The sequence below is a fragment of the Streptomyces sp. NPDC020747 genome, assembly GCF_044334695.1.
Classification (GTDB): domain Bacteria; phylum Actinomycetota; class Actinomycetes; order Streptomycetales; family Streptomycetaceae; genus Streptomyces.
The window spans coordinates 105,385-130,252 of the sequence record NZ_JBIRTJ010000016.1 but is presented as its reverse complement, the minus strand read 5'-3'; the positions used below and the strand labels follow the sequence as shown (position 1 = coordinate 130,252).

Sequence of the window (24,868 nt, the reverse complement as noted above, 5' to 3'; positions counted from 1 at the left end):
GTGAGCGGTGTTGTCGGGGCTCAAGCCCTGGTTCTCAGTTCTGGTTCTCAGCTCTTGGTGAGGATCGAGCGGCCGAAGAAGAGGAGGTTGGCCGGCTTCTCCGCGAGGCGCCGCATGAAGTAGCCGTACCAGTCGGTGCCGTACGCGGTGTAGACGCGCATCCGGTGCCCCTCGGCGGCGAGTCGCAGATGCTCGTCGCTCCTGATCCCGTACAGCATCTGGAACTCGTACTCGTCGGGCTTGCGGCCGGCGCGTCGGGCCAGCTCCTGGGCGATGGAGATGAGGCGCGGGTCGTGGGACCCGATCATCGGGTACCCGGTGCCCTCCATCAGGATGCGCAGGACACGGACGTACGCCTTGTCGGTCTCGGCCTTCTGCTGGTACGCGACCTCCGCGGGCTCCTTGTAGGCGCCCTTCACGAGCCGTACGCGGCTGCCGGCCTCGGCGAGGCGGCGGGCGTCGGCCTCGGTGCGGAAGAGGTAGGCCTGGATGACGCAGCCGGTCTCCGGGAAGTCCTTCCGCAGCTCCTCGTGGATGGCGAACATCGAGTCGAGGGTGGTGTGGTCCTCGGCGTCGAGCGTGACGGTCGTACCGATGGCGGCGGCGGCCTCGACGACCGGGCGGACGTTGGCGAGGGCGAGCTCGTGGCCGCCGAGGAGTGCCTGCCCGAAGAGGGACAGCTTGACCGACATCTCGGCGCGCTCCCCGAGCTCCAGCCGCTTGAGGCGGTCGATCAGCTCCAGGTAGGCGTCACGGGCGAGGGTGGCCTGCTCGGGCGTGGTGATGTCCTCGCCGACCACGTCCATGGTGACCTCCAGGCCCTTGGCCGTGAGGTCCTGGATGATCGGTACGACCTGGTCGACGCTCTCGCCGGGGATGAAGCGGTCGACGACCGGCCTGGTCACCGGGGCCGCCGAGATCAGACGACGCATCCGGTCGCTGCGCGACGCGGCGAGAATCACGGGACCCAGCACGGGGCACCTCCACAACAAGGCCGGCGGAAGGCCGTACCCGCCGCCGCCCGGCGGCGTTCCGGTACGACACGGAGAACCACCGTGAAACCTAAGGATCCCTCCGATCGTCGGCCATCGACAGCTGTCACGCATCCGTGCCCTGGATCTCAGACAGATGTATGAAGGCGCGGGGAAATGATGGAGAATGCCCGGGTGACATCGGATCCCAAAGGTGAATACCAGGAGCTGGTGGACGAGATCTCGGAGCTCCTCGGCGCCCCCGCGACGCTGGAGAACCGCGACTTCGAGCTGATCGCCTTCGGCGCGTACGACAGCGAGGGCGAGCTGGACGCCTCCGCGCTGGACCCCGTACGCGCCCGCTCGATCCTCACGCGCCGCTCGACCTCGGCGGTCCGCACCTGGTTCGAGGGCTTCGGCATCGCGCGCGCCACGGCGCCGGTCCGTATCCCCCCGACCCCGGAGGCGGGCGTGTACCGGGGCCGCGTCTGCCTCCCCGTACGCCATCGGGGTGTCGTCCTCGGGTACGTGTGGCTGCTGTCGGACGATCCGGGGCCCACCGACCAGCAGCTCTCCGCGGCGATGGAGGTCACCCCGCGCATCGGCGCCCTCCTGGCGGACGAGGCCCAGGCGGGCGCGGACCTCAGCCGTGAGCTGCGCGCGGTCCTCACCGCCGAGAGCGGCTGGCAGCGTGACATGGCACTGGCCGAGCTCCACACGGAACTCGGCGCCCGCGGCGAGGGCCTCCACACGATGGTCTGCGTGGCCCCCTGGCCCTCGTCCCACCCCGACGACGCGCCGTCGGTCCGCACCATCCCGTCCGCCACCGCCGTCTGCGCCCTCCCCTGGGGCCCCACCGCCCAGAGCCTGGCCCTGCTGGTCCGCCTCCGCTCCCCGGAGGTCCTCACTCCGGCGACCACGGCGGCGGCCCGCCTGCTGGAGAGGGCGGAGGGCGTACGGGCATCAGCGCGCCCTCAGTCGTCCACGTCCGAGCCCGGCCCCCCGGAGCCTCACCGGCAGACCGGCGGCACCCAGGGCCGGGGCACGGCCCAGCCCCCGAACCAGGGCCGGGGCCGGGACACCGGGCCGGACCAGCAGCCGGACCGGACGGGCGGGGCGGAGGCTGCGCGGGCGGCCGAGGGGACAGGGGGAGCCGAGCGGGCAGACCGCGAGACAGGCACATCCGGGCGGACGGCCCAGGCTTCAGGGGCATCCGGGCGCGTGGTCCAGGAGGCGGAGGGGTCCCGGCGGGCCGCCCAGCCGTCGGACCAGGCGCGGAGCGCCCCGCGTACGTCGCCCCCCGGCCGCCCCCGAGCGGTCGGAGCCGCACAGGCCCCGGAACCGCACGGCCTCCGCCCCGGACGGGTCGTGGCCGGGATCGCCGTCCCCCGCTCCGGTCTCGCCGACCTCGGCACCTCCTGGCAGGAGGCATCGGCCGCCGCCCGCGCGGCGCTGGCCGAGCCCCGGCTGGGCCCGGTCGCGCACTGGTCGTCCATCGGCCCGTACCGCCTGCTGACGACGATGCCGCCGACCGCGTCCCACGACCCCGCCGTACGCCCGCTCCTGGCCCCCGCCCACCGCGAACTGGCCCACACCGCCGAGGTGTTCCTCGACTGCGCGGGCCAGGCCGGCCGCACCGCCGCCGAACTGGGCATCCACCGCCAGACCCTCTACTACCGCCTCTCCCGCGTCGAACAGCTCACCGGCCTCGACCTGGACGACGGCGAGGACCGCCTGCTCCTGCACATGGGGCTCAAGGCGCAGCGCCTCTAGACGGATGCAGGATCCGCGACTTCGTTAGCAGCGAAGGCAGTTCGTCAGCAGTGGATCAGCAAATCCGCGATCGCGTTGACAACTACTGCGTTCACGATCCCGTTGACCACTACTGCGTTCAGTAGTGGTCCTTGTCGGGGTTCTTCTGATCTTCTCTGAGTGCGCGTGAGCCGTCCTCCGTAGCGTCCCCGGCCTGGCAGTACGGAGCGCGGGCGGCGCCCGGCGTACCCGCAAGGTACCCACGGTGTCGATCCGGCACGAGGACCTGTCGGTGCGTGAAGTGCCGGTGCGGCAGCTGCTGTTGGCCGACTTCTCGGGGTCGAAGCCGTGGCGGGATGTCCGGTCGGTACGCGGGATGGCCCACTACTCGGGGAAGTATGCGTCCGTGACGGCGGGCGGGCACGTGGTCCATGAGAGCCGTCTGGAGTTGGCCCGGCTGCTGCTGGCGGACTTTGATCCTGAGGTGCGGGGGATCTTCGCTCAGCCGTGCCGGTTGACGGCTCGGGTCGGTGACCGGGTGCGGCACCATGTGCCGGACTTTCCGATGGCCATGCGCTCGGGGACGGTGCGGGTGGTCAACGTCAAACCGGCGGACCGTCTGTTGGATGCGAAGATCGCGGAAGCTCTGGCGTGGCCGGGTGAGCTGTTTCAGCAACACGGCTGGGCTACGAGATCTGGTCCGGAGCCGATCGTGTGCTGCTGGAGGAACATTCGGTTCCTGGCCGGATACAGGCGCCCCGGCGTGGTGCCCGAGAACGCGGTGTAGCGGGCGTGGCAGCAGGTCGTGGACGGCGAGGAACTGGCCCTGGCAGAACGCCGGTTGGCCGGGGGTCGACCCGCTGAACAGGCAAGACCGGCACTGATGGCGTTGTTGTGGTCCGGGCGGCCGGCGACGGATCTGTCTCGGCCGTTGTCCGGTGAATCGGTGTTGCGGAGGCGCGCGTGACCAGGTGGACGACGCCGCTGCAACCAGGACTCCCGATCAGCTTCGACGGCGAGCAGTTCACCGTCGCCGAGATCGAAGGCCGCCGGATTCTTCTCCGGCCGACGGCTGCGGTCGTCGGCATGCCGAGGTGGCGTCAGCTCGATATCTCCGTGCTGCCGGCACATCCCACCACCGAGATCCTGGTCCCGGCGCCGCGGGAGGAGCCGACGGCCGCGGCGATCCTGGGCGGTCTCGACGACGGCAGCGATGACGAACTGACGCGGAAGTTCCGTCATGTTCAAGAAGTCCGGACCGGTTACCAACTCGGCAGCGAGGAACTGGCCCTTCCGGGCGAGCCACGGCCCGACTACGCGCCCGGCACGCCATGGATGCACCGGTACGCGGCCAAGGCGACGGAACTCGGTGTCGCCGAAAGCACGATCCGGAACTGGGTATGGCAGGTCGAGCGCTCAGGCCCAGCTGGGCTGGTTCGTGAGCGCCCGGCGCCAAGTGTGCCGGACCGGGCCGACGATCGCTGGCTGGGGATGGCCCGGTCAGTACTGGAAGAGCACGAGAAGTCGTCCCGGCCGGTGCGGAACTTGATCCTGGCCGAGATCGAGGAGCGTCTGACCAAGGAGGACGGGAGGGAGACCGTTCCGGTCCCGGCCCGCACGACGGGTTACGAACTGCTGCGGGCGCTGGCCAAGGGCACGAACGCCTTCGAGGGCAGCACGAAGGGGAAGCGGTCGATCGCGGATGCCCCGAAAGGGACCTACGGCAGGCTGCGGGCGCCGCGGCCTGGCGAGTACGTGGTGCTGGACACCAACTGTCTGGACGTGTTCGCGATGGAGCCGGTGACCTGCCGGTGGGTGCGGTGCGAACTCACCGTCGCGATGGATCTCTACAGCCGGTGCATCACCGGGCTGCGGCTGACTCCGGTGTCCACGAAGTCGACAGACGTGGCAGGGGTGTTGTTCGAGACGGTCCGTCCACGCGAGGCGCCCGAAGACGGGGGCGAGCTGCTGCCGTATTGCGGCGTGCCGTCCGCCGTCGTGGTCGACGCGAACAAGCTGGTCGACCGGGACGGGCAGCCGCTGTTGCCCACGGTCGCAGCTGAGACGATCATCTTCGACCACGGCAAGGTCTACCTGTCGAACCGCATCCAGAGCGTCTGCGCGAAGCTGGACATCTCGCTGCAGCCTGCCCGGCCGAAGACGCCGACCGACAAGCCGGTCGAGCGCTGGTTCCGCTCCCTCAACCAGGGGCTGTTGGCTGCCCGGCTACAAGGGCTCGGACGTCCACAGCCGCAGCGAGAAGGCCGAGGACGAGGCGTTCTTCTTCATCGACGAACTCGAAGCGGTCATCCGCGAGTGGATCACTCAGATCTATCACCGTCGCCACCACCGCGGACTGTGTGTCCCGGAGGTCCCCGGGCTGAAGCGCATCGGATGTCGTCCAGGATGCTCTCCATCCATTCGATCCACACCGTCTCTCCGTTCAGAAGGTGGGAAGGTCGGAAGGGAGCTGGGCCGGTTCGGGTCGTCAGACGAGGCCGTGCTCGTGGGCGAACACCACGATCTGCACCCGGTCGCGCAAGCCGAGCTTGCGCAGGATGGATCCGACGTGGGTCTTGACCGTCGACTCTCCGGCGAAGACGCTGCGTGCGATCTCGGCGTTGCTCAGACCCTGGGCGACGGCGACGAAGACCTCCCGCTCCTTGTCCGTCAGGGCGCCGAAGGCGACCGGTGCCGGGGTCGTGGCGCGGACCTGCTGTTCCATGAGGGTGATGAGGTCGGCGGGGGCGAGCACCGCGTGCCCCGCGTGCACGGTGCGAATGGCGTTGCACAACTGCTGCGGGGTGGCTTCCTTGAGGAGGAAACCGCTGGCGCCGTGGCGGATGGCGGTGGCGGCCCGGTCGTCGAGGTTGAACGTGGTCAGCACCACCACCCGGAGCGGGCGGACGAGGCCGGTGGTGGGGGAGGGCAGGAAGATCTGCCGGGTGGCCTCGACGCCGTCCATGCCCGGCATGCGGATGTCCATGAGGACCACGTCGGGCCGGCGCTCGTCGACGAGGCTGACCGCTTCGTGTCCGTCGGCGGCGGTGCCGACGACGGTCATGTCCGGCTGGGCCTGCACCATCACCTGCACGCCCTCGCGGAAGAGCCGCTGGTCGTCGACGAGCAGGACCCGGATGTCGTCCCGGATGTCGCGGGTGGAGTCGTCGAGCCGGTTCATCGGGACTCCGTCCGTACCGGAATCCACGCTGTGACCTGGAATTCCTCGCCTTCGCCGCCGGTTCCCCGCTGGATGTCGAGCCTGCCGCCCACCAAGGCGAGGCGCTGCCGCATGCCGGCCAGCCCCAGCCCGGCGGACGCGACGGACTTCGGCTCGGCGGCGATCGCGTTCCGCACCTGGATGCGCAGTTCGTGCTCCCCGGGCCGCTGCGGCCAGTGGCGGTCCAGACGGACCGGAACACTTCTGCGGCCGTGCTTGACGGCGTTGGTGAGCGATTCCTGCAGCACACGCAGGGCCACGTTCCGCGCATCGGGCGCCAGGGGACGTTCGGTGCCGTGCTCGGTGTGGATGACTTCCTGGCCGCCCGCGCGCACCCCGGTCAGGATGTCGTCCAGGCGCCCCGCCCGTCCGCCGGCGTCCGCCGGGGCGCCGGTCAGCACGTGCCGTACGTCCTGCAAGGAGCTACGGGCCGATATCGCGATGTTCTGCATGATCCTCTTCATGTCGTCCCATGCGTCCTCGTCGTCGGGAAGGTACTGGGCCGACTCGGCCTGCGCGAGGATCACCGCCAGCGAGTGGCCGACGACATCGTGGACATCCCTGGCCAGGCGGGCCTGCTCCTCCTGGAGCGCGGCGATCTCCTGGGCCTGGGAGCGTTCGGCGTGCGCGCGTTCCGTGTCCGCCTCGGCGGCTTCCTGCGACCGCTTCGCGGCTCGGGCGCGCTCCGCGAAGCGGACCGTCAGCCCGGCCAGCCAGGGCAGCCCCAGAAGCGTCACGGCGGTGACCAGCACGACGTACGCCCAGTTCGCCCCGGATTGGCTGAGCCAGACGCTCAGCCCGTCGAGGGGCCCCGTGATCGGCAGCGGGCCACCCGCGGCGGCGTGCAGCAGGACCAGGCCGGCGGCGAGGGGGGCGGCCAGGCCACTCAGCCACAGCGTCGCCCGGTTCCCCCACCGGGCACAGCCGAAGAGCACGCTCGCCTCGCCGACCTGGACGAGCAGGAACGGGGCGGCGGCCAGCACCTGGGCCACGCTCACCAGCGCGGCCAGCGCGAGCGCCGCACCCGGTGCGCGCCGGCTCCCGCCGACCACCGTCGCGGCGCTCACGACCAGCAGGAGCTGTCGGCCGTCGGCCGTGGACGGAGCGCGCCAGGCCACCTCCAGGAGCCCCAGGAGAAGGACAGCGAGGCCGACGGCCGCGTCCGGAGCCCAAGCACGCCGGAACCAAGAGACACTCAAACCGTTTCTCCACCCGTTCCGGGGCCGGTCAGCCCAGAACCGACCCGAGGAAACCCTGGTAGACGACCGCGTAGGCGCACAGTGCCAGCGACACGGCTGCCGCCAGCGTCAGCGCCCGCTCACGGTTGCCGCGCCCCATCGCCAGAGGCAGCGCCACCATGAGCACCGCACACACCCAGGCCTGCGGCATGTAGTGCAGCACGAAGGCGTAGTGGGCGGCCTCCGTGCCGATCGCTCCGGCCAATGCGGCGCCCCCGACGATACGGCGGTTGAGGCTGCCGCGCCGCCACCAGGCCCCGGCGGCGCCGAACAGCGGTCCGGCCACGACCGCCATGACCAGCCACACCAGCACGTGAGTCAGCATGCCCATGCCGTCACGGCCGAATTCGGCGAACCCGTAGTAGCCGGTGACCAGCCCCACCTCCGCGGCCAGCCCTCCGGCCACCGCCACCCGCACGCCCCGGTCCGCCAGCAGGGCGCCGGCGACGAAGGCGACCGCCGACCAGACCGCCCCCGAGTTGGCGATCTGATTCCAGCTGCCCGGCAGCCGGCCCTGCGCCAGGTTCGTCATGACACCCAGCGCGAGTCCGGCGCCGAGACATCCCGCGACGCTTTTCAGCGCGAAACGGTCCGGCGAGAGCGGTGCGACCTCGCGCCTCTGCGTGGCGAACATGTCGGGGCCAGCCCTTCTGCAGCGATCGGCAATGACGTCCCGCCGCACGTCAGACATGGTGCGGCTGAGGAGGCTTCCACTGTCCCGATCCCTTCCCTGCGCCGCCTCCGCCTCAGGTACGCGGAGTCGGTACCTGAGGCGGAGGCGGTGAGGAGATGAGGAGATGATTCTGCGAGGTGGCAGCTGTAGCGGATCTTGCCGTTGTCCCGGGGCTCGCCAGTGGATGCAGCGGCCGTCGATGCTGTGCTCCCACCTGCCTCGGCGAGGGTCTCGTCGCCCCGGGAACGGTGTTCTCGGAGGTCTGGCTGCCCAGAGCCATCTGTTCGACGTCGCCGGCGGGGGCTGCCTTGCCGTCCGAGCACGACCGGTCGACGCTGCCGGTCCTTGGGCTGACCGGCCAGGAAGGCTTCGACGTCTTGGAGGTCGGCAAGTGCCCAGTCAGAGCGACCGCGGAGGAATCCCAGCGAGACGTTCTGCTCATGGTCCGCGGCCACAAGCAGTGCTCACCACGCGCGGAATTCGACGATTCCGCAGGAGTCCGTGCTCACGAAGCGGCGGTCCCTACAACGGTGGCGTCACATGTACGACTGGAAATCGATCCGCACGTCTTCGAAGTCTCGGTCCGCCAGGTCCCGGGGGCGGATCAGCCAGGACGCGGCGCAACTGAGAGGCGTGTCCACGAACGTGAAATCCGCGCGTGCCAGCATGACGAACGCCTCGTCATCGGTGACGGGCCAGGGTGCCGGGTCGTGATGGATCACGGACGAGTATCCGCCGAGCGTGAGTTCGCCGTTCGCGGTCTCTTCCCAGTGGTCCAGCAGGTACGGGTGGATGAGCCGCACGGTTTCCCTGTCGGCGATGTCGTGGTTGTCGTCCGGCATGAACCGGTCGAGCCGGCCTAGCAGGGGGTACGACTCGAACGTGTAGGACGCCTCCTCTTCCGAGGGGACCCGTTCCGTCGTCGCCGTTCCGGCCGGGACGTACACCACCCGGCCTTCCTTCGTGGGCCCGGGGACGTGGCTCGGCTCGCTGTTGTTGGCGAAGAACAGTAGGTGCCCGTCCTCCGGCAACTGGATGTCCAGTTCGCCGACCGGAACAGCGGCACAGTCGACCGACGCGATGAATGCCGGGAAGCCGGTCCACTCGACGTCCGGGGGAAGCCGGGGACGGCCTCCGTACTGTCCGACGACCGGCTCGTCGGAGCCCTCCATCGACCGCAGCTCCAGGCGCGGGCGGGCGAGTCGCAGCGCCCTGTCGAGGAGGTCCTCGGGCACGCCCCGCTTGCGGGCCGCCAGGCGGTATTCGTCGAGTGCGTTCATGGCCGACAGTCTGCAACAGCGGTCTGACACACCCCTGTTGGGACGTCACCCGTTGTCACGGGCTCGACCGCGGAGAACCACCGATCGCGGTGAGCGCGTGCCGGAGGGCGGTTTCGCTCGGTGCGCGGTCACGCCAGCGGGCGCCGATGTGGCCGTCGGGCCGGACGAGCAGCGCTCCCTGGGGGCCGAGGCCACAGAGATCGGCGTGCTCGCCGGGGAGGCGCTCGATGCGCAACAGCCCTGGTGCGGTGGCTTGTTGCTGCCAGGCGGCGGGGTCCGGGGTGAGCAGGGTGAACCATTCGCCGAAGGCGTCGAGCGTGGAGCGGTCGGGCGTGAGCCAGAGGTGCGGCATGCGATGGCCGGGCTCCGCGGTGGGGACGTAGTCCGTGCCTGTGTCCGTGCCTGTGCCCGTGTCGGTCGGCTCGGGTGGGGTGCCACCGTCGGCGAGGGCACCGTCGCCAAGAACCGCGTCGGAGCGGTAGGCCGCGCCGAGCACGAGACCGAGTTGGGCGAAGTACCGGTCGGACCAGGGCAGTTCGACCCGTTCCGGCGCCGCTTCGCCGCTCTGGAGCTGCTCGTGGCGCAGACTCTGCGCCTCGAACATGAGCTTGCTGTTGGCCACCGCCTGGTGGAGGGTCCGCTGGGCGACGGGGCGTCGTTCCGTCTCGTACGTGTCCAACAGGCTCGGTCCGGCCCACCCCTGGAGAACGCCCGCCAGCTTCCAGCACAGGTTGTGGACATCGGCGATGCCGGTGTTCATGCCCAGGCCGCCGACGATCGGGATCGCGTGCGCGGCATCACCGGCCAGCAGGATCCGGCCGTGCCGGAAGCGCTCGGCGACGAACGCGTTCATCACCCAGTGCTGAACCCGCGACACATCGGCTCGTACGCCGGCGTCCGGGCCGGGGCCGAGAGCGCGCGAGACGAGGCCGGCCCAGTCGGTGTGCTCGGCGTCCTCTGGTGTGGGGCCGAGCCAGGCCCAGCCGCCTTCGGGGTAGAGCGGGAGGAAGGATCCGTGCGCGGTGAAGTAGACCCCGGCGGGCTGGTCGGCACACCAGCCGTCGAGGTCGGCGTCGAACACCACGGTGGTGACGGCCGCCAGCGCTCCGGGGCCGGTGGTGCCGATTCCCAGCCGCTGCCGGACGGTGGAGTTCGCGCCGTCGGCGGCGAGTACGTAGCGCGCGCGGACGCGGGTCTCCTCACCGCTTCGGCGGTCGACGAGTACGGCGACGACGCTGTCGGCTTCCTCGGTGAGGTCGACGAGCTCGGCCCCGAACCTCATCTCCGCGTCTGCCGCGGCGAGCAGGGTCGGTTCGAGCCGGTCCTGCGAGCTGACGACACCGGTCACGGGGCTTTCGGGGATCGGCCCGTTGATCCCGACCATGGCCGCCGTGGCGAAGTCGCGGTCGTGCAGGGTGTCCCGGAAGCGGATGCGGCCGTACTCCGGTGCGAAGGCGCCGGCCGTGATCGCGCCGGCCAGTCCGAGCCCGCGGTAGATCTCCATCGAACGCACGTTGACCAGCCGGGACCGTGGAAACGGCGACAGCTCGCCGTGCTTCTCGACCAGCGACACCCGCACACCCCAGCGCTCCAGCAACGCGCGAGCGGTGAGCCCGACCGGCCCGCCACCGACGATCAGTACGTCCACCTCGGCGTCCGCCAGGGACATGTCGAGCTCCTTCTGGTCAGCTTGGACCTTCCTCCCCGCGCGGCGGCCGGCCACAACGTCCTCGCGTCGACGTACACCCGAACGTGCGAAGGTACGAATACACCTCTACGTCCCGGTCTCCGTCGACCGCGTACCGGCGTCGGCGTCGGCGTCGATGTCGACCTCGTACCGGCGCCGGGACCAGAGCCGAGACATACTCCCGACCATGCCCCTCCTGATGATCGACCTCGACAACACCCTGGTCGACCGCGACGCCGCCTTCCGGGAGGCGGCGTCGGTCTTCCTCGGCGAGAACGCGCTCCCCGGGGACGACCTCGCGTGGCTGATGTCCGTCGATGCCAGTGGCTATACGCCGAGGGAGGACGTCGCCCGGGCCATGGCCGAGCGGTACGGCGGGGCCGTCTCCGGAGCCACCGTCCGGGACTTCCTCGACCGGGGCGCCGCCGATCGTGTCGTACTGGCCGCGGCGACCCGCGACGCGCTCGGCGCGGCTGTCGGCGCCGGATGCACGTGCGTGATCGTCACCAACGGCCGTGTCGTGCAGCAGGAGGCGAAGATCCGGGGCACCGGGCTCGACGGGATCGTCCACGGATGGGTGATCTCCGAGGCCGTCGGGTGCAAGAAGCCCGCGCCGGAGATCTTCCGCGCGGCGGCTGCCTCCGTGGGGGCATCCCTGCGCGGGGCCTGGGTGATCGGGGACTCGGCGCACGCCGACATCGGCGGCGCGAGGGGACTCGACGGTGTCCGGAGCGTGTGGGTGTCGGGCGGCCGGCCGTGGACCGACGGGACATTCCGGCCCACACACATCACCGACGACGCCGCGTCCGCCCTCGCCCACGTCGGCGCCCATGTCGGCGAGCAGCTCGGCGAGCACGTCGGCGGCGCCCGGGATGACGTGGCACCGGACGCCCCGGGGCCCACGTGACAGCCACCAGGCGACGGCCGGGATTCGGACGCCGCTACTGAAAACGATTGTCATCATGCTACGGTCGGCGCCACGTCTCCATTGACCATCCCTTTACCCGGAGTGCTCCGTGCGCCTGCCCGCCCGCCTTCTCCCCCTGTCCGCGGTGACCGCGGCCTCCGCCCTGCTGCTCACCGGCTGTTTCTCGGAATCCGCCCCGGGCGGTTCCGCGGGCGACTCCGCCGGCGGCGACGGCAAGCGCGTACGCGTGGCGATGATGAACCCGCCGCGCTCCGGACTGTCGCCACTGTCCGACGACGCGTTCAAGCTGTCGCGCTGGTCGACCGCCGAGACGCTGGTGACGCTCGACGCGGACGGCGACGCCGAGCCCGCTCTCGCCACCAAGTGGCAGCAGAACGGCAGGACTTGGACCTTCGAGATACGGGACGGCGTCACCTTCCACGACGGTACGAAGCTCACCGCCGAGTCCGTCGTCCGGTCGCTCACGAAGGCCGCGACCGCCTCCCCCAAGCCGCGCATCCTCGACGGCGTCGACCTGACGGTGAAGGCCGACGGCGACTCGATCGCGGTCACCACCGGCACCGAGGACCCGCTCGTCCCGCAGCGGCTGAGCTCGCCGCAGCTGTCGATCCTGGCGGCTAAGGCGTACCGCGGGAAGACCGTCAGCCCGGTCGGCGCGGGCACCGGCCCCTTCGAGCTGACGAAGGTGAACGGCACGTCGTCCGCGACCCTCGACCGCTACGACGGCTACTGGGGCGGCACGGCCAAGTCCCCCGGAATCGATGTGAAGTTCGTGCCCGACGGCACCGCCCGCGCGGCCACCCTGCGCAGCGGCGAGGCCGACGTCGTCGAGGCGGTACCGGTGTCGCAGGCCGCGCTGCTCGACAAGGACCTGGTCACCGAGGTGCCCATGCCGCGCACCAACACCCTCTACCTCAATACCGGGAGCGGCCCCTTCAAGGACGCCTCCCTCAGGGCCGCCGCCCGTGAGGCCGTCGACGCCGGGTCGATCGTCAAGGGTGTCTACGAAGGCCGCGCCGACGTCGCGAAGGGACTGCTGGGCCCCGCTCTCCCCTGGGCCGCCGAGCTGCGGAAGCCGGTCCAGCGCGCCAAGTCCGGTGATCCGAACGGCAGGACGATCACGATCGGTACGTTCACCGACCGCGCCGAACTGCCCGAGGTGGCCCAGACGCTGCAACAGCAGCTCCAGCAGGCCGGGTTCGAGGTGAAGCTGGATGTTCGCGAGTACGCGAACATCGAATCCGACGCGCTGGCGGGCGAGTTCGACGCGTTCATCCTGTCCCGGGCGACCGTCCTCGACTCGGGCGACCCGGCCGCGTACCTCTACAGCGACTTCGGCTCGAAGGGGTCCTTCAACATCTCGCAGCTGTCCGACAAGAAGGTCGACGCGGCCCTGGAGAAGGCGGCCGGGACGAAGACCGGTGACGCGCGGCGCCGGGCCGTCGTCGAAGCGGAAGGCGCGGTGTTGGCCACGGACGCCGCGATCCCGATGCTGCACGAGCGCGTGATCCAGGGCGACGCGGCCGGAGTCGTGGACGTCGAGCACGACCCGCGTGAGCGAGCACTGATCACCGCGGACACGTACGTCAAGTGACGTTCATGGCACGCCTGTTCACCCCCGGCCGCCGGGCCGCCGTCACGCGGCTCGGCTGTCTCGTCGCGGTTGTCGCCGCCGTCGGACTGCTCCCCTGGCTCTCCGGCCGCGACCCCGCCCTCACCGTCCTGCGCGCCCGTTCGGCCGAGCAGGAGGGCACGCCGGAGGCCCTGGCCGCGATCCGCGCCGACCTCGGTCTGGACGCGGGTCCCCTTTCCCTGCTGGGGAGTTGGCTCTCGGGCCTGCCGCGCGGCGACCTCGGCACGTCGTGGGTGTCGGGCACCGACGTCCTGCCGTCGGTCGTCTCCGGTCTCCAGGTGTCCCTCGCCCTGATGGGCGCGGCGCTCGGGGTCGCCCTCCTGGTGACCTGCGCGGTCGTCGCTCCGGTTCTCGTACGGGGCCGGGGGTCGGCCGGCGCGTTCGCCGCGATGCTCGCCGCGCTGCCCGAATTCCTGCTGGCCACGGTCGCGTTGCTGGTGTGCGGGGTGTGGCTGGGCGTGCTGCCGACCGCCGGCTGGCAGGGCCCTCAGTACATGGTGCTGCCCGCCGTCGCGCTCGGCGTTCCCGCGGGCGGACTGCTCGGCCGGCTGGTCGCGGACGCGCTGCCGCCCGTCCTCGACGAGCGGTGGGTGGAGCTGTGGCGGGGCGCCGGGGTCGGCAGGGCACGCATCTCGGCCGCCGCCCTACGTCGCGTACTCCCGCCGCTGGTACCGCAGTTCGGGATGGTCGCCGTCGGACTGACCGGCGGGGCGGTCGCCGTGGAGACGGTGTTCGCGGTACCGGGCATCGGGCGTACGGCCCTGGGGGCGGCCAAGTCGCAGGACCTGCCGCTGCTCCAGGGATCGGTCCTCGCGCTGCTCGCCCTCGGCCTCGTCACGGGCGCGGCGGCAGCCCTCGTACGACAGCGGCTGCTGGGCCCCGCCCTGCGCGACGCGGGGCTGACGCTGCCCGCGGCCCGCCCGGTCCGCGCGCATCCGGCCGTCCCCCTGACGCTCGGGATCACACTGCTGACCTGCGTCGGCTGGGGTCTGCTGCGCGACCCGTACACGGTCGACACGAACTCCCGCCTCCAGGAGCCCTCCTGGGCGTATCCGCTCGGCACGGACGGGCTCGGCCGCGATGTGCTGGCGCGGCTCGGGCACGGCGCGGCGTCGACGATCGGCACGGCGACCGCGGTCTGTCTGGCCGGCCTCGTCCTCGCGCTCGCCCTCGGTTTCCTGCCGGCCGTGGCGTCCGGCGCCTCGGACATCGCCAACGCGCTGCCGCCGGTGATCGCCGGCATCCTGGTCGCGGCCGTCGTGGGCCCCGGAGCGGGCGGTGCCGCGCTCGCCGTGGCCCTGCTCTCCTGGCCCGCCCTGTCGTCACACGCGGCGGCACTGGTGCAGGAGATCCGCGCGTCGACGTTCCTGCTGGCCCAACGCGCCATCGGGGCAAGCCCGTTGTGGATCCTCACCCGTCACGTCCTGCCCTCGGTGGCGGCCCCGGTCACCCGCCACGCCCTCCTGCGCCTCCCCGGCATCGCCCTGGCCCTGGCCTCCCTCGGCTTCCTCGGCCTCGGCGCCCAGCCGCCCGCACCGGAGTGGGGACTCCTCCTGGACGAGTCACGGGCGTACGTGGAACGCGCCCCGTGGGCGGCCCTGGCCCCCGCGGTAGCCCTGGCCCTGCTGGCGGGCCTCGCGGTGTCGTCGGCGGCGTACGCGGAGGCCGGCCCCGGCAGAACGGCCGCGCCGCCCCGCTCCGGCCCCCGCTCCCGTGTCGCCTTCTACGCCATCCGCCCCCACAAGGAGCCGACCCGTTGAACCCCGAAGTCCTCCTCTCCGTCCGGGACTTGCACGTCTCCCTCGGCACGGTCGAAGCCGTACGCGGCCTCTCCTTCGACGTGCGGAGGGGTGAAGTCCTCGCCGTGGTGGGCGAGTCGGGCGCGGGCAAGTCCCTGACGGCCCGCGCACTGCTCGGCATGCCGCCCCAGGAGGCGACGGTGACGGGCAGCGTGCGGACGGGGTCGTACGAGCTGGTGGGCGCCCCCCGCTCCGTACGCGCCGCGCTCTGGGGCCGCCGACTCGCCCTCGTCCCGCAGGACGCGCTCTCGGCGCTCTCCCCCGTGCACCGGGTCTCCGACCAACTCGCCGCCGCCGTACGGTCCGTGGACGGGGTCTCCCGCAAGGAGGCGCGGGCCCGGGCGGTCGCCGCGCTGGAGGAGGTCGGCATCCCCACGGACCGGACGCGGGCCTACCCGCACGAGTTCTCGGGCGGTATGCGCCAACGGGCCGTCATCGCCATGGCGTTGCTCCACTCCCCCGCCCTCGTGATCGCCGACGAACCGACCACGGCCCAGGACCCGGAGACCCGGCGCCGGCTCCTCGACCTCCTGACCCACCGCACCGAGGCCACGGGCACGACGCTGGTCCTGATCACCCACGACCTCTCCCTGGTCCGCGAACACGCCGACCGAGTACTGGTCATGTACGCGGGCCGCCTGGTCGAGGAGGGCCCGGTGGAGGAGGTGTTCACCCGTCCCCGGGCGCCGTACACGGCGGGCCTACTGGCATCGGCGCCCCCCAAGGGGCTCGCGGCTGTGCCGACTTGCGGCTCCGCAACGAGGAGCGACCGGCCACAACGAACCCGCAGACGTCGACTCCCCTCGATCCCCGGCACCCCACCCAACCCCACCACCCTCCCCCCGGGCTGCGCCTTCGCGCCCCGCTGCCCGCTCGCGGACCCACACCGGTGCTCTACCGCTCACCCCGAGCCGGAGACGCACGACGACCACACCGTCGCCTGCCACCGCTGGCGCGAACTCCCCGACCACCCCGCCGAGTTGTTCCTGGAGTCGGTGTGAACCCCCTGCTGGACGTACGAGACCTGGTCGTCCGCCACGGCCTCCGCACCACCGTGGACCACGTCTCCTTCGACATCGCTCCCGGCGAGACCCTCGGCCTCATCGGCCCCTCGGGCTGCGGCAAGTCGTCCACCGCCATGGCCGTACTGCAACTGCGCCGCCCCGACAGCGGCGAAGTATGGTTCGACGGGCGCGAGTTGACCTCGCTGAACGAGAAGCAGCTACGCCCGCTCAGACCGGCGATGCAGCCCGTGTTCCAGGACCCGTACGGATCACTCGGCCCCCGGCACCGCATCCGCGACGCGATCGCGGAACCCCTGCGCGTGCAGGGGAGTTGGAACCGGACGACCGGCCCCGAGCGCGTGGCCGAGCTGCTGGAGCGGGTCGGCCTCGACCCGTCACTCGGCGACCGGCGTCCGCACGAACTCTCCGGCGGTCAGTGCCAACGCGCCGGAATCGCCCGCGCGTTGGCCTGCGAGCCGAAGCTCCTGGTGCTCGACGAACCGGTCTCCGCACTCGACCCGTCCCTGCGCGCCGGCATCCTCAACCTCCTGGCCGAGCTGCAGGAGCGCCTCGGCCTCGGCTACCTGTTCATCTGCCACGACATGGCGCTCGTACGCCATTTCTGCGACCGCGTGGCGGAGATGCGCGAGGGCAGGATCGTCAGGACGACTCCTCTGCCGTAGACCCGGCCGCCGAACCCGCCGCGGCCACCGAACCCAGCGCCCCCGTCCCCTCCCCCGCCTTCGCGAGGACCCGCCGCAACCCCTCGGTGAGTTCCTCCGCGCTGGCCGCGGTCTCGGGATCGAAGGTCCACTGCGCGATGAGCCCCATCATCAGGGTCATGTAGAACTTGCCCAGCGTGTCGACGTCCCGCTCCGGCACGTCCTCCTCCAGCCCGCCCATCAGCAGCGGGATGATGCCCCGCGCCCCTTCGCGCTGAGCCTTCACAAGGTGGTCGCGCACTCCGGGGACCTTGTCGCCCATGACCACGATCTCCATGCTGAGATGCCATATCGAACCGGGCCTCTGCATCGTCCCGATGACGTTCGACCACACCTCCTGGAACCGCTCCAGAGATCCGGGGTCGGTGCTCGCCGTGGCGCTCCCACCCGCGTCGAAGTCGTCGGACAGCCCCTCGACGATGGAGACGTACGCCTCCGCGAGCAGCGCGTCCTTCGACCCGTAGTGGTAGCCGATGGACGCCAGGTTCGTCCCCGACTCCTTGACGATGTCGCGGGCCGTCGTGCGCACGAAGCCCTTGTCCAGCAGGCAGCGCTTGGCGCCTTCGAGCAGATCCTCACGGTGTCCCATGCGGCTCAGCGTACCTCCGCGACAGACAAGCGTCCCAGACTGACGTCTAAGACAGTCGTCTTGTACGCCAGTTTTATACGCACGTACTAGACACTCGTTTAATACGCCCGTACATTCCTCGGCATGACGAATCCCAGCAGGCCCGCCCCGGGCGCTCCCACCCGTGCAGGACGCCGCGAATGGACCGCGCTCGGCGTCCTGATGCTGCCGCTGCTCCTGGTCTCCATGGATGTCTCGGTCCTCTACTTCGCGATCCCGCAGATCAGCGCGGACCTGGAGCCGACCGGCACTCAGCAGCTGTGGATCTTCGACATGTACGCGTTCGTGCTCGCCGGGCTGCTGATGACGATGGGCTCGCTCGGCGACCGCATCGGCCGCCGCAGGCTGCTCCTGGTCGGCGCCGCCGCCTTCGGCGCGGCCTCGCTGGTCGCCGCGTACGCCGACAGCGCCGAGACGCTGATCGCGGCCCGCGCGGTGCTCGGCATCGGCGGCGCGACGCTGATGCCGTCCACGCTGGCGATCATCCGTACGCTCTTCACGGACCAGGCCCAGCGCTCCAAGGCGATCGGCCTGTGGTCCGGCGTGATGACGGCCGGCGTCGCGCTCGGCTCGGTCATGAGCGGAGTCCTCGTGGAGCACTTCTGGTGGGGCTCGGTCTTCCTGGTGAACCTGCCCGCGATGGTGCTCCTGCTGATCCTCGGCCCGATCCTGCTCCCCGAGTCGAGGAACCCGGCGCCGGGCCGCTTCGACCTGCTGAGCGTGCCGCTGTCCCTGGCCGCCGTCCTGCCGGTGATCTACGGCCTCAAGGAGATCCCCTCGGAGGGCTGGAACGTCCGCTACGTCCTGTCGGTGACGATCGGTCTCCTGTTCGCCGCACTCTTCGTCCACCGCCAGCGCACGATCGAGTCGCCGATGATCCCGCCCTCGCTCTTCCGCGGCCGCGGCTTCGCACCGGCCGTCTCGCTGAACCTGCTGTCCTCGTTCGGGATGATGGGCTCGGCGCTCTTCACCACGCAGTACCTGCAGTCGGTGCTCGGCAAGAGTTCCATGGAGGCCGCGCTGTGGGGCCTGCTGCCCACCGTGCTGGTCGGCGTCGCCGCACCGGTCGCCGCACAGCTGGTCCAGCGGGGAGTCAACCGGGCGTACGTCGTCTCCGGCGGCTTCGTCCTCGCGGCCTGCGGTTACGGGATGCTGACGGCCGCCGGTACGGACTCGCTGTGGCTGGTCCTCGCCGGGGCCGGCGTCATCGCCGCCGGGATCGTCACCGTGATGTCCCAGATAATGGACCTCGCGCTGGGCACCGTACCGGTGGAGAAGGCGGGCACCGCGTCCTCGGTCCTGGAGACCGGCGCGGAGTTCGGCGGGGCGCTGGGCATGGCGCTCCTCGGCTCCATCGGCACCGCGGTGTACCGCCACGACATCCCGGACGCGGCTCCCGCCGCGGCCCACGAAACCCTCGGCGCGGCCCTCGCCGTCGCCCCGCAGCTTCCGGGCCGCGCGGGCGACGCCCTGGTGAGCGCGGCCCGAGAGGCCTTCACCAGCGGAATGCAGGCGGCCGCGGTCGCGGGCGCGGTGCTCCTTCTGGGCGCGGCGGTACTGGCGGCGGTGAGCCTGCGCCAGGTCCGCGTCCGGGAGGCGGAGACCGCCGAGCCGGAAAAGGTCTGCGTCTGACCCACAGGTTTCGCCCCCGCCGCCCCTACCCATTCCCGTCCCTTTTCAGGGGCTCCGCCCCCGAACCCCCGCTCCTCAAACGCCGGAGAGGCTGAAATGCGCAGTTCCCCGCGCCCCTGAATAGGGGCGCGGGGAACTGCGCAATCTTTTAACGCGACCAGCCACACCCAACCCGCAGCCGAAGAGCCTCTCAGCCCGTCCGGCGTTTGAGGACGAGGCCGCTAGGCCGAAGCGGGGGCCTGGGGGCGGCAGCCCCCAGTGGCGGGCATCCTCACACGAGGTTGACCGACCGGGCCTGAGTGGCCCCGATCTCCTCCGCCAGCTCCGTCAGCACCGTCTGCGGAACCGTGTCGTCCACGGTCAGCACGGCAAGCGCCTCGCCACCCACGTCCGCACGGGCGACCTGCATGCCCGCGATGTTGATACCCGCCTCGCCGAGGATCCGGCCGAGCGTGCCGACGACACCGGGACGGTCGGTGTAGTTGAGGACGACCATGTGGTCGGCGAGCGCCAGATCCACGTCGTACTCACCGACCGCGACGATCTTCTGGTGGTGCTTGGGCCCGGCGAGCGTGCCGGAGACCGAGACCTCCTGGCCGTCGCCGAGGGTGCCGCGCACGGTCACCACGTTCCGGTGGTCCGAGGACTCAGAGCTCGTGGTCAGCCGCACCTCGACACCGCGCTCCTGCGCGAACAGCGGAGCGTTCACGTACGACACGGTCTCGTCGACGACGTCCTCGAACACGCCCTTGAGCGCGGAGAGTTCGAGCACCTTGACGTCGTGCTGGGTGATCTCGCCGTACACCTCGACGTCGAGGCGGACCGCGACCTCGCCCGCGAGGGCGGTGAAGATGCGGCCGAGCTTCTCGGCGAGCGGCAGACCCGGCTTGACGTCCTCGGCGATGACGCCACCCTGGACGTTCACCGCGTCCGGGACCAGCTCACCGGCGAGCGCGAGGCGCACCGAGCGGGCGACGGAGATACCGGCCTTCTCCTGCGCCTCGTCCGTGGAGGCACCGAGGTGCGGGGTGCAGACGACCTCGTCGAGCTCGAAGAGCGGGGAGTCCGTGCAGGGCTCCTTCGCGTAGACGTCGAGGCCGGCGCCGGCGACGCGGCCCTCCTTGAGCGCGGAGTACAGCGCGGCCTCGTCGACGATCCCGCCGCGCGCGGCGTTGACGATCCGCACCGACGGCTTGACCTTGTGCAGCGCCTCGTCGCCGATGAGACCGACGGTCTCGGGCGTCTTGGGCAGGTGCACGGTGATGAAGTCGGAGACCTCGAGCAGCTCGTCCAGCGAGAGGACCTTGACGCCCATCTGCGCGGCCCGCGCGGGCTGTACGTAGGGGTCGTAGGCGACGACCTTCATGCCGAAGGCCGACATGCGCTGCGCGACGAGGGCGCCGATGCGGCCCAGACCCACGACACCGAGGGTCTTCTCCGCGAGCTCGACGCCGGTGTACTTGGAGCGCTTCCACTCACCGTTCTTCAGCGCGGTGTTGGCCTGCGGGATGTGGCGCGCGGAGGCCAGGAGCAGACCACAGGCCAGCTCGGCGGCGGTCACGATGTTCGAGGTGGGGGCGTTGACGACCATCACGCCGGCCTTGGTGGCGGAGGAGACGTCGACGTTGTCCAGGCCGACGCCGGCTCGTGCGACGACCTTCAGCTTGCGCGCCGTGGCGATGGCCTCGGCGTCGACCTTCGTCGCGGAACGGATCAGGATCGCGTCGACGTCAGCGATGGCGGGCAGCAGTTCGGCGCGGTCTCCGCCGTTGCAGTGCCGGATCTCGAAGTCCGGGCCCAGGGCGTCCACGGTCGCGGGCGACAGCTCTTCAGCGATGAGTACGACAGGTTTCGAGCTCACGTGAGTCCTCACAGGTCCAATGCGGACGGCCGTCCCGACGGCCGCATGCGGTGGAGGGGTTGCCGCGTGGAAGACGCACGACGCTGTGGGCCCGACGCGTATTTAGTGGAGCAGTCTAGTGGCGCGGCGGAGGTCGTCTTACGCCTCCGCGGAAGGATCACCCGCACGTGGATAATCCAGCCTCTCCGGCGTTTGAGGAGCGGGGTCCGGGGCGGAGCCCCGTGGCAGCACCCCGGGCAGACGGGCACGGCCGTGGCGCCGGGCAACCCCGGCACCACGGCCGAACCGACGGAGTCACTCGTCGTCGTTGACCCACGACATCAGCTTGCGCAGCTCCTTGCCGGTCGTCTCCAGGAGAGACTCGGCGTCCTGCTGCTTGTACTCGTTGTACTTCTTCAGACCGCCGTGGTACTCGTCCATCCACTGCTGGGCGAACGTGCCGTCCTGGATCTCGCCGAGGATCTTCTTCATCTCGGCCTTGGTGGCGTCCGTGATGATGCGGGGGCCGGTGATGTAGTCGCCCCACTCGGCGGTCTCGGAGACCGACCAGCGCATCTTCTCCAGGCCGCCCTCGTACATGAGGTCCACGATCAGCTTCAGCTCGTGGAGGCACTCGAAGTACGCGATCTCCGGCTGGTAGCCGGCCTCGGTCAGCGTCTCGAAACCGGCCTTGACCAGCGCGGCCGTACCACCGCAGAGAACGGCCTGCTCACCGAACAGGTCGGTCTCGGTCTCCTCGGTGAAGGTCGTCTTGATGACGCCCGCACGCGTGCCACCGATGCCCTTGGCGTACGAGAGCGCCAGCGGGAAGCCGCTGCCGGTCGCGTCCTGCTCGACGGCCGCGATACACGGAACGCCGCGGCCCTCCTCGTACTGGCGGCGGACCAGGTGGCCCGGGCCCTTCGGGGCGACCATGCAGACGTCGATGCCGGCCGGGGGCTTGATGAAGCCGAAGCGGATGTTCAGGCCGTGGCCGAAGAACAGCGCGTCGCCGTCGTTGAGGTTGTCCTTGATGGACTCCTCGTACACCTGGGCCTGGATCGGGTCCGGGACGAGGATCATGATGACGTCGGCCTCGGCGGCGGCCTCCGACGGGGTCACCACGCGCAGGCCCTGCTCCTCGGCCTTGGCCTTGGACTTGGAGCCCTCGTGCAGACCGACCCGGACGTCGACACCCGAGTCACGGAGCGACAGCGCGTGGGCGTGGCCCTGGCTGCCGTAGCCGATGACAGCGACCTTGCGGCCCTGGATGATGGACAGGTCGGCGTCGTTGTCGTAGAACAGCTCGGCCACTGGGTTCTCTCCTATGTGTGCTGGGTGTTGCGTCCCACCGTACGGCGGGAGGGGAAAGGGAGGTTTCGGGGTCTCGGAATACGGTCGCGTACGACTTCGCGTATCCGACTTCGTGTACGAGTCCTACGCGGAACGGTCAAGGGCGCGCAGGGAACGGTCGGTGATCGACCGGGCGCCGCGGCCGATGGCGATCGTGCCGGACTGGACGAGCTCCTTGATGCCGAACGGCTCCAGCATCTTGAGCATGGCCTCCAGCTTCTCGCTGCCGCCGGTGGCCTCGATGGTGACGGCCTCCGGGGAGACGTCCACGGTCTTGGCGCGGAACAGCTGGACGATCTCGACGATCTGGGAGCGCGTCTCGTTGTCGGCCCGCACCTTCACCAGAACGAGTTCGCGCTGAACGGCCGCGACCGGCTCCAGCTCGACGATCTTCAGGACGTTGACGAGCTTGTTGAGCTGCTTGGTGACCTGTTCGAGCGGCAGCGCCTCGATCACGTTCACCACGATCGTGATGCGCGAGATGTCGGGGTGCTCGGTGACGCCGACGGCGAGCGAGTCGATGTTGAAGCCGCGCCGGGAGAACAGGGCGGTGATCCGGGCGAGGACACCGGGCTTGTTCTCCACCAGGACGGAGAGCGTGTGCTTGGACATGATCTGCTTCCTTTACCTACGGCTCTCAGTCGTCTTCGTTGTCGCCGAAGTCGGGGCGGACGTCCCGGGCGAACATGACCTCGTCGTTGGAGGTGCCGGCGGCGACCATCGGCCACACCATGGCGTCCTCGTGGACGATGAAGTCGATCACGACGGGACGGTCGTTGACCGAGTTCGCCTCCTCGATGCACTTGTCGAGGTCGTCCGGGGACTCGCAGCGGATCGCGTAACAGCCCATGGCCTCCGACAGCTTGACGAAGTCGGGGACGCGGGTGCCGGCGCTCGGCTGCTTTCCGTCGGCGTCGGGGCCGGAGTGCAGCACGGTGTTGGAGTACCGCTGGTTGTAGAAGAGGGTCTGCCACTGGCGGACCATCCCGAGGGCGCCGTTGTTGATGATGGCGACCTTGATCGGGATGTTGTTCAGGGCGCAGGTGGTGAGCTCCTGATTGGTCATCTGGAAGCAGCCGTCGCCGTCGATCGCCCAGACCGTACGGTCCGGGGCGCCGGCCTTGGCACCCATCGCGGCCGGGACCGCGTAGCCCATCGTCCCGGCGCCGCCGGAGTTCAGCCAGGTCGCGGGCTTCTCGTACTGGATGTAGTGCGCGGCCCACATCTGGTGCTGGCCGACGCCCGCCGCGAAGATCGTGCCCTCCGGGGCGAGCTGTCCGACGCGCTCGATGACCTGCTGGGGTGAGAGCGAGCCGTTGTCCGGCTGGTCGTAGCCCAGGGGGTAGGTCTCGCGCCAGCGGTTGAGGTCCTTCCACCAGGCGGTGTAGTCGCCCCGGTGACCCTCGCTGTGCTCCTTCTGCACGGCCTGCACCAGGTCGGCGAGGACCTCGCGGGCGTCGCCGACGATCGGCACGTCGGCGGCCCGGTTCTTGCCGATCTCGGCCGGGTCGATGTCGGCGTGGACGATCTTGGCGTGCGGGGCGAAGCTGTCCAGCTTGCCGGTGACGCGGTCGTCGAAGCGGGCTCCGAGGGCGACGATCAGGTCGGCCTTCTGCAGCGCGGTGACGGCGGTGACCGCACCGTGCATGCCCGGCATTCCCACGTGCAGCTCGTGACTGTCGGGGAATGCGCCGAGCGCCATCAGGGTGGTGGTGACGGGCGCTCCGGTGAGTTCTGCGAGGACCTTCAGCTCGGCGGTGGCACCGGCCTTGAGGACGCCGCCGCCGACGTACAGGACGGGCCGCCTGGCCTGGGTGATCAGCCGGGCCGCCTCGCGGATCTGCTTGGCGTGCGGCTTGGTCACCGGGCGGTAGCCGGGCAGGTCCTGGGTGGGCGGCCACTGGAAGGTGGTGCGCGCCTGGAGGGCGTCCTTGGCGATGTCGACCAGGACCGGGCCCGGGCGGCCGGTGGAGGCGATGTGGAAGGCCTCCGCGATCGTCCGCGGGATGTCCTCGGCCTTGGTGACGAGGAAGTTGTGCTTGGTGATCGGCATCGTGATGCCGACGATGTCCGCCTCCTGGAAGGCGTCCGTACCGATCGCCTTGGACGCGACCTGGCCGGTGATCGCCACGAGCGGCACCGAGTCCATGTGCGCGTCGGCGATCGGCGTCACCAGGTTGGTGGCGCCGGGGCCGCTGGTCGCCATGCAGACGCCGACCTTGCCGGTGGCCTGCGCGTAGCCGGTGGCCGCGTGGCCCGCGCCCTGCTCGTGACGGACGAGCACGTGGCGCACCCGCCGGGAGTCCATCAGCGGGTCGTAGGCCGGAAGGATCGCACCGCCGGGAATGCCGAATACCGTCTCGGCCCCGACCTCCTCAAGAGAGCGGATGAGGGACTGCGCTCCCGTCACCTGCTCGGGGGCGGACTGCTGTCCTCCGGAACGGGGCCGCGGCTGCGGGTGGGCCCCGGTGGCCTGCTCGGTCATCGGCATTCTCTTCTCGATGCTGA

The 24,868-nt window shown here is 70.7% G+C and carries 20 protein-coding genes; 9 read left to right on the top strand and 11 right to left on the bottom strand.

Going from position 1 to position 24,868, the window contains the following annotated elements:
- Positions 1-47: 47 nt before the first annotated feature.
- Complete coding sequence (locus tag ACH4YP_RS35610) at positions 48-974, bottom strand: proline dehydrogenase family protein (RefSeq protein WP_398495022.1); 927 nt, start codon at positions 972-974, stop codon at positions 48-50.
- Positions 975-1,166: 192 nt separating this feature from the next.
- On the opposite strand from ACH4YP_RS35610, the gene ACH4YP_RS35605 reads away from it, so the two are divergent.
- The 3 genes from ACH4YP_RS35605 to ACH4YP_RS35595 all read left to right on the top strand — a co-directional run bounded on the left by ACH4YP_RS35605 (position 1,167) and on the right by ACH4YP_RS35595 (position 5,303).
- The gene (locus ACH4YP_RS35605) at positions 1,167-2,744 is read left to right on the top strand and encodes a helix-turn-helix domain-containing protein (protein WP_398495021.1); all 1,578 of its coding nucleotides are present in this window, start codon (positions 1,167-1,169) and stop codon (positions 2,742-2,744) included.
- A gap of 244 nt (positions 2,745-2,988) precedes the next feature.
- Positions 2,989-3,510, top strand: coding sequence for a TnsA-like heteromeric transposase endonuclease subunit (locus ACH4YP_RS35600; RefSeq protein WP_398495019.1), 522 nt, complete (start codon positions 2,989-2,991; stop codon positions 3,508-3,510).
- 176 nt (positions 3,511-3,686) lie between these two features.
- A complete protein-coding gene (locus ACH4YP_RS35595) occupies positions 3,687-5,303 on the top strand; it encodes a hypothetical protein (protein WP_398495017.1) in 1,617 nt (538 codons plus the stop codon).
- Here the strand turns inward: ACH4YP_RS35595 and ACH4YP_RS35590 are convergent.
- The 5 genes from ACH4YP_RS35590 to ACH4YP_RS35570 form a co-directional block, all read right to left on the bottom strand.
- A complete protein-coding gene (locus ACH4YP_RS35590) occupies positions 5,212-5,904 on the bottom strand; it encodes a response regulator transcription factor (RefSeq protein WP_361058250.1) in 693 nt (230 codons plus the stop codon). The two genes, ACH4YP_RS35595 and ACH4YP_RS35590, sit on opposite strands and share 92 nt — an antisense overlap.
- On the bottom strand, positions 5,901-7,142 hold the full coding sequence (locus ACH4YP_RS35585; RefSeq protein WP_398495015.1) for a sensor histidine kinase: 1,242 nt from the start codon (positions 7,140-7,142) through the stop codon (positions 5,901-5,903). Before ACH4YP_RS35585 ends, ACH4YP_RS35590 begins: the two co-directional genes overlap by 4 nt.
- Before the next feature lie 28 nt (positions 7,143-7,170).
- The gene (locus ACH4YP_RS35580; protein ID WP_361058246.1) at positions 7,171-7,815 is read right to left on the bottom strand and encodes a DUF6518 family protein; all 645 of its coding nucleotides are present in this window, start codon (positions 7,813-7,815) and stop codon (positions 7,171-7,173) included.
- A gap of 575 nt (positions 7,816-8,390) precedes the next feature.
- Positions 8,391-9,134: a DUF1963 domain-containing protein gene (locus tag ACH4YP_RS35575; RefSeq protein ID WP_361058244.1), complete on the bottom strand. Its 744-nt coding sequence runs from the start codon at positions 9,132-9,134 to the stop codon at positions 8,391-8,393.
- A 55-nt stretch (positions 9,135-9,189) separates the two neighbouring features.
- A complete protein-coding gene (locus ACH4YP_RS35570; RefSeq protein ID WP_398495013.1) occupies positions 9,190-10,803 on the bottom strand; it encodes an FAD-dependent monooxygenase in 1,614 nt (537 codons plus the stop codon).
- A gap of 205 nt (positions 10,804-11,008) precedes the next feature.
- Here ACH4YP_RS35570 and ACH4YP_RS35565 point away from each other — a divergent pair, with 205 nt between their 5' ends.
- From ACH4YP_RS35565 to ACH4YP_RS35545, 5 genes are all read left to right on the top strand, one after another.
- The gene (locus tag ACH4YP_RS35565) at positions 11,009-11,728 is read left to right on the top strand and encodes an HAD family hydrolase (RefSeq protein ID WP_398495011.1); all 720 of its coding nucleotides are present in this window, start codon (positions 11,009-11,011) and stop codon (positions 11,726-11,728) included.
- A 109-nt stretch (positions 11,729-11,837) separates the two neighbouring features.
- Complete coding sequence (locus tag ACH4YP_RS35560; protein ID WP_398495009.1) at positions 11,838-13,343, top strand: ABC transporter substrate-binding protein; 1,506 nt, start codon at positions 11,838-11,840, stop codon at positions 13,341-13,343.
- Positions 13,344-13,348: 5 nt separating this feature from the next.
- Positions 13,349-15,142 carry an ABC transporter permease subunit gene (locus tag ACH4YP_RS35555; RefSeq protein WP_398495007.1) on the top strand — a complete coding sequence of 598 codons (1,794 nt, stop codon included), beginning with the start codon at positions 13,349-13,351 and terminating at the stop codon, positions 15,140-15,142.
- Positions 15,139-16,182 carry an ABC transporter ATP-binding protein gene (locus ACH4YP_RS35550; protein WP_398495005.1) on the top strand — a complete coding sequence of 348 codons (1,044 nt, stop codon included), beginning with the start codon at positions 15,139-15,141 and terminating at the stop codon, positions 16,180-16,182. The genes ACH4YP_RS35555 and ACH4YP_RS35550 overlap by 4 nt, the downstream gene beginning before the upstream one ends.
- Positions 16,179-16,868 (top strand): ATP-binding cassette domain-containing protein, encoded by a 690-nt coding sequence (locus tag ACH4YP_RS35545; protein WP_398495004.1) that lies wholly within the window; start codon positions 16,179-16,181, stop codon positions 16,866-16,868. The genes ACH4YP_RS35550 and ACH4YP_RS35545 overlap by 4 nt, the downstream gene beginning before the upstream one ends.
- On the opposite strand, the gene ACH4YP_RS35540 is transcribed toward ACH4YP_RS35545, so the two are convergent.
- A complete protein-coding gene (locus ACH4YP_RS35540; protein ID WP_398495002.1) occupies positions 16,846-17,496 on the bottom strand; it encodes a TetR/AcrR family transcriptional regulator in 651 nt (216 codons plus the stop codon). The two genes, ACH4YP_RS35545 and ACH4YP_RS35540, sit on opposite strands and share 23 nt — an antisense overlap.
- Positions 17,497-17,619: 123 nt before the next feature.
- Here ACH4YP_RS35540 and ACH4YP_RS35535 point away from each other — a divergent pair, with 123 nt between their 5' ends.
- Positions 17,620-19,167: an MFS transporter gene (locus ACH4YP_RS35535; RefSeq protein WP_398495000.1), complete on the top strand. Its 1,548-nt coding sequence runs from the start codon at positions 17,620-17,622 to the stop codon at positions 19,165-19,167.
- Between the two features lie 271 nt (positions 19,168-19,438).
- Here the strand turns inward: ACH4YP_RS35535 and serA are convergent, their stop codons facing one another.
- The 4 genes from serA to ACH4YP_RS35515 form a co-directional block, all read right to left on the bottom strand.
- Positions 19,439-21,028 carry a phosphoglycerate dehydrogenase gene (gene serA / locus ACH4YP_RS35530; protein WP_398494998.1) on the bottom strand — a complete coding sequence of 530 codons (1,590 nt, stop codon included), beginning with the start codon at positions 21,026-21,028 and terminating at the stop codon, positions 19,439-19,441.
- Positions 21,029-21,322: 294 nt separating this feature from the next.
- Entirely contained in the window at positions 21,323-22,321 is a 999-nt protein-coding gene (gene ilvC / locus ACH4YP_RS35525; RefSeq protein ID WP_361070677.1) for a ketol-acid reductoisomerase, read from the bottom strand.
- Between the two features lie 123 nt (positions 22,322-22,444).
- Positions 22,445-22,972, bottom strand: a complete 528-nt coding sequence (ilvN, locus tag ACH4YP_RS35520; RefSeq protein WP_361070680.1) for an acetolactate synthase small subunit — start codon at positions 22,970-22,972, stop codon at positions 22,445-22,447.
- A gap of 25 nt (positions 22,973-22,997) precedes the next feature.
- Positions 22,998-24,851, bottom strand: coding sequence for an acetolactate synthase large subunit (locus tag ACH4YP_RS35515; protein WP_361070683.1), 1,854 nt, complete (start codon positions 24,849-24,851; stop codon positions 22,998-23,000).
- Positions 24,852-24,868 lie beyond the last annotated feature (17 nt).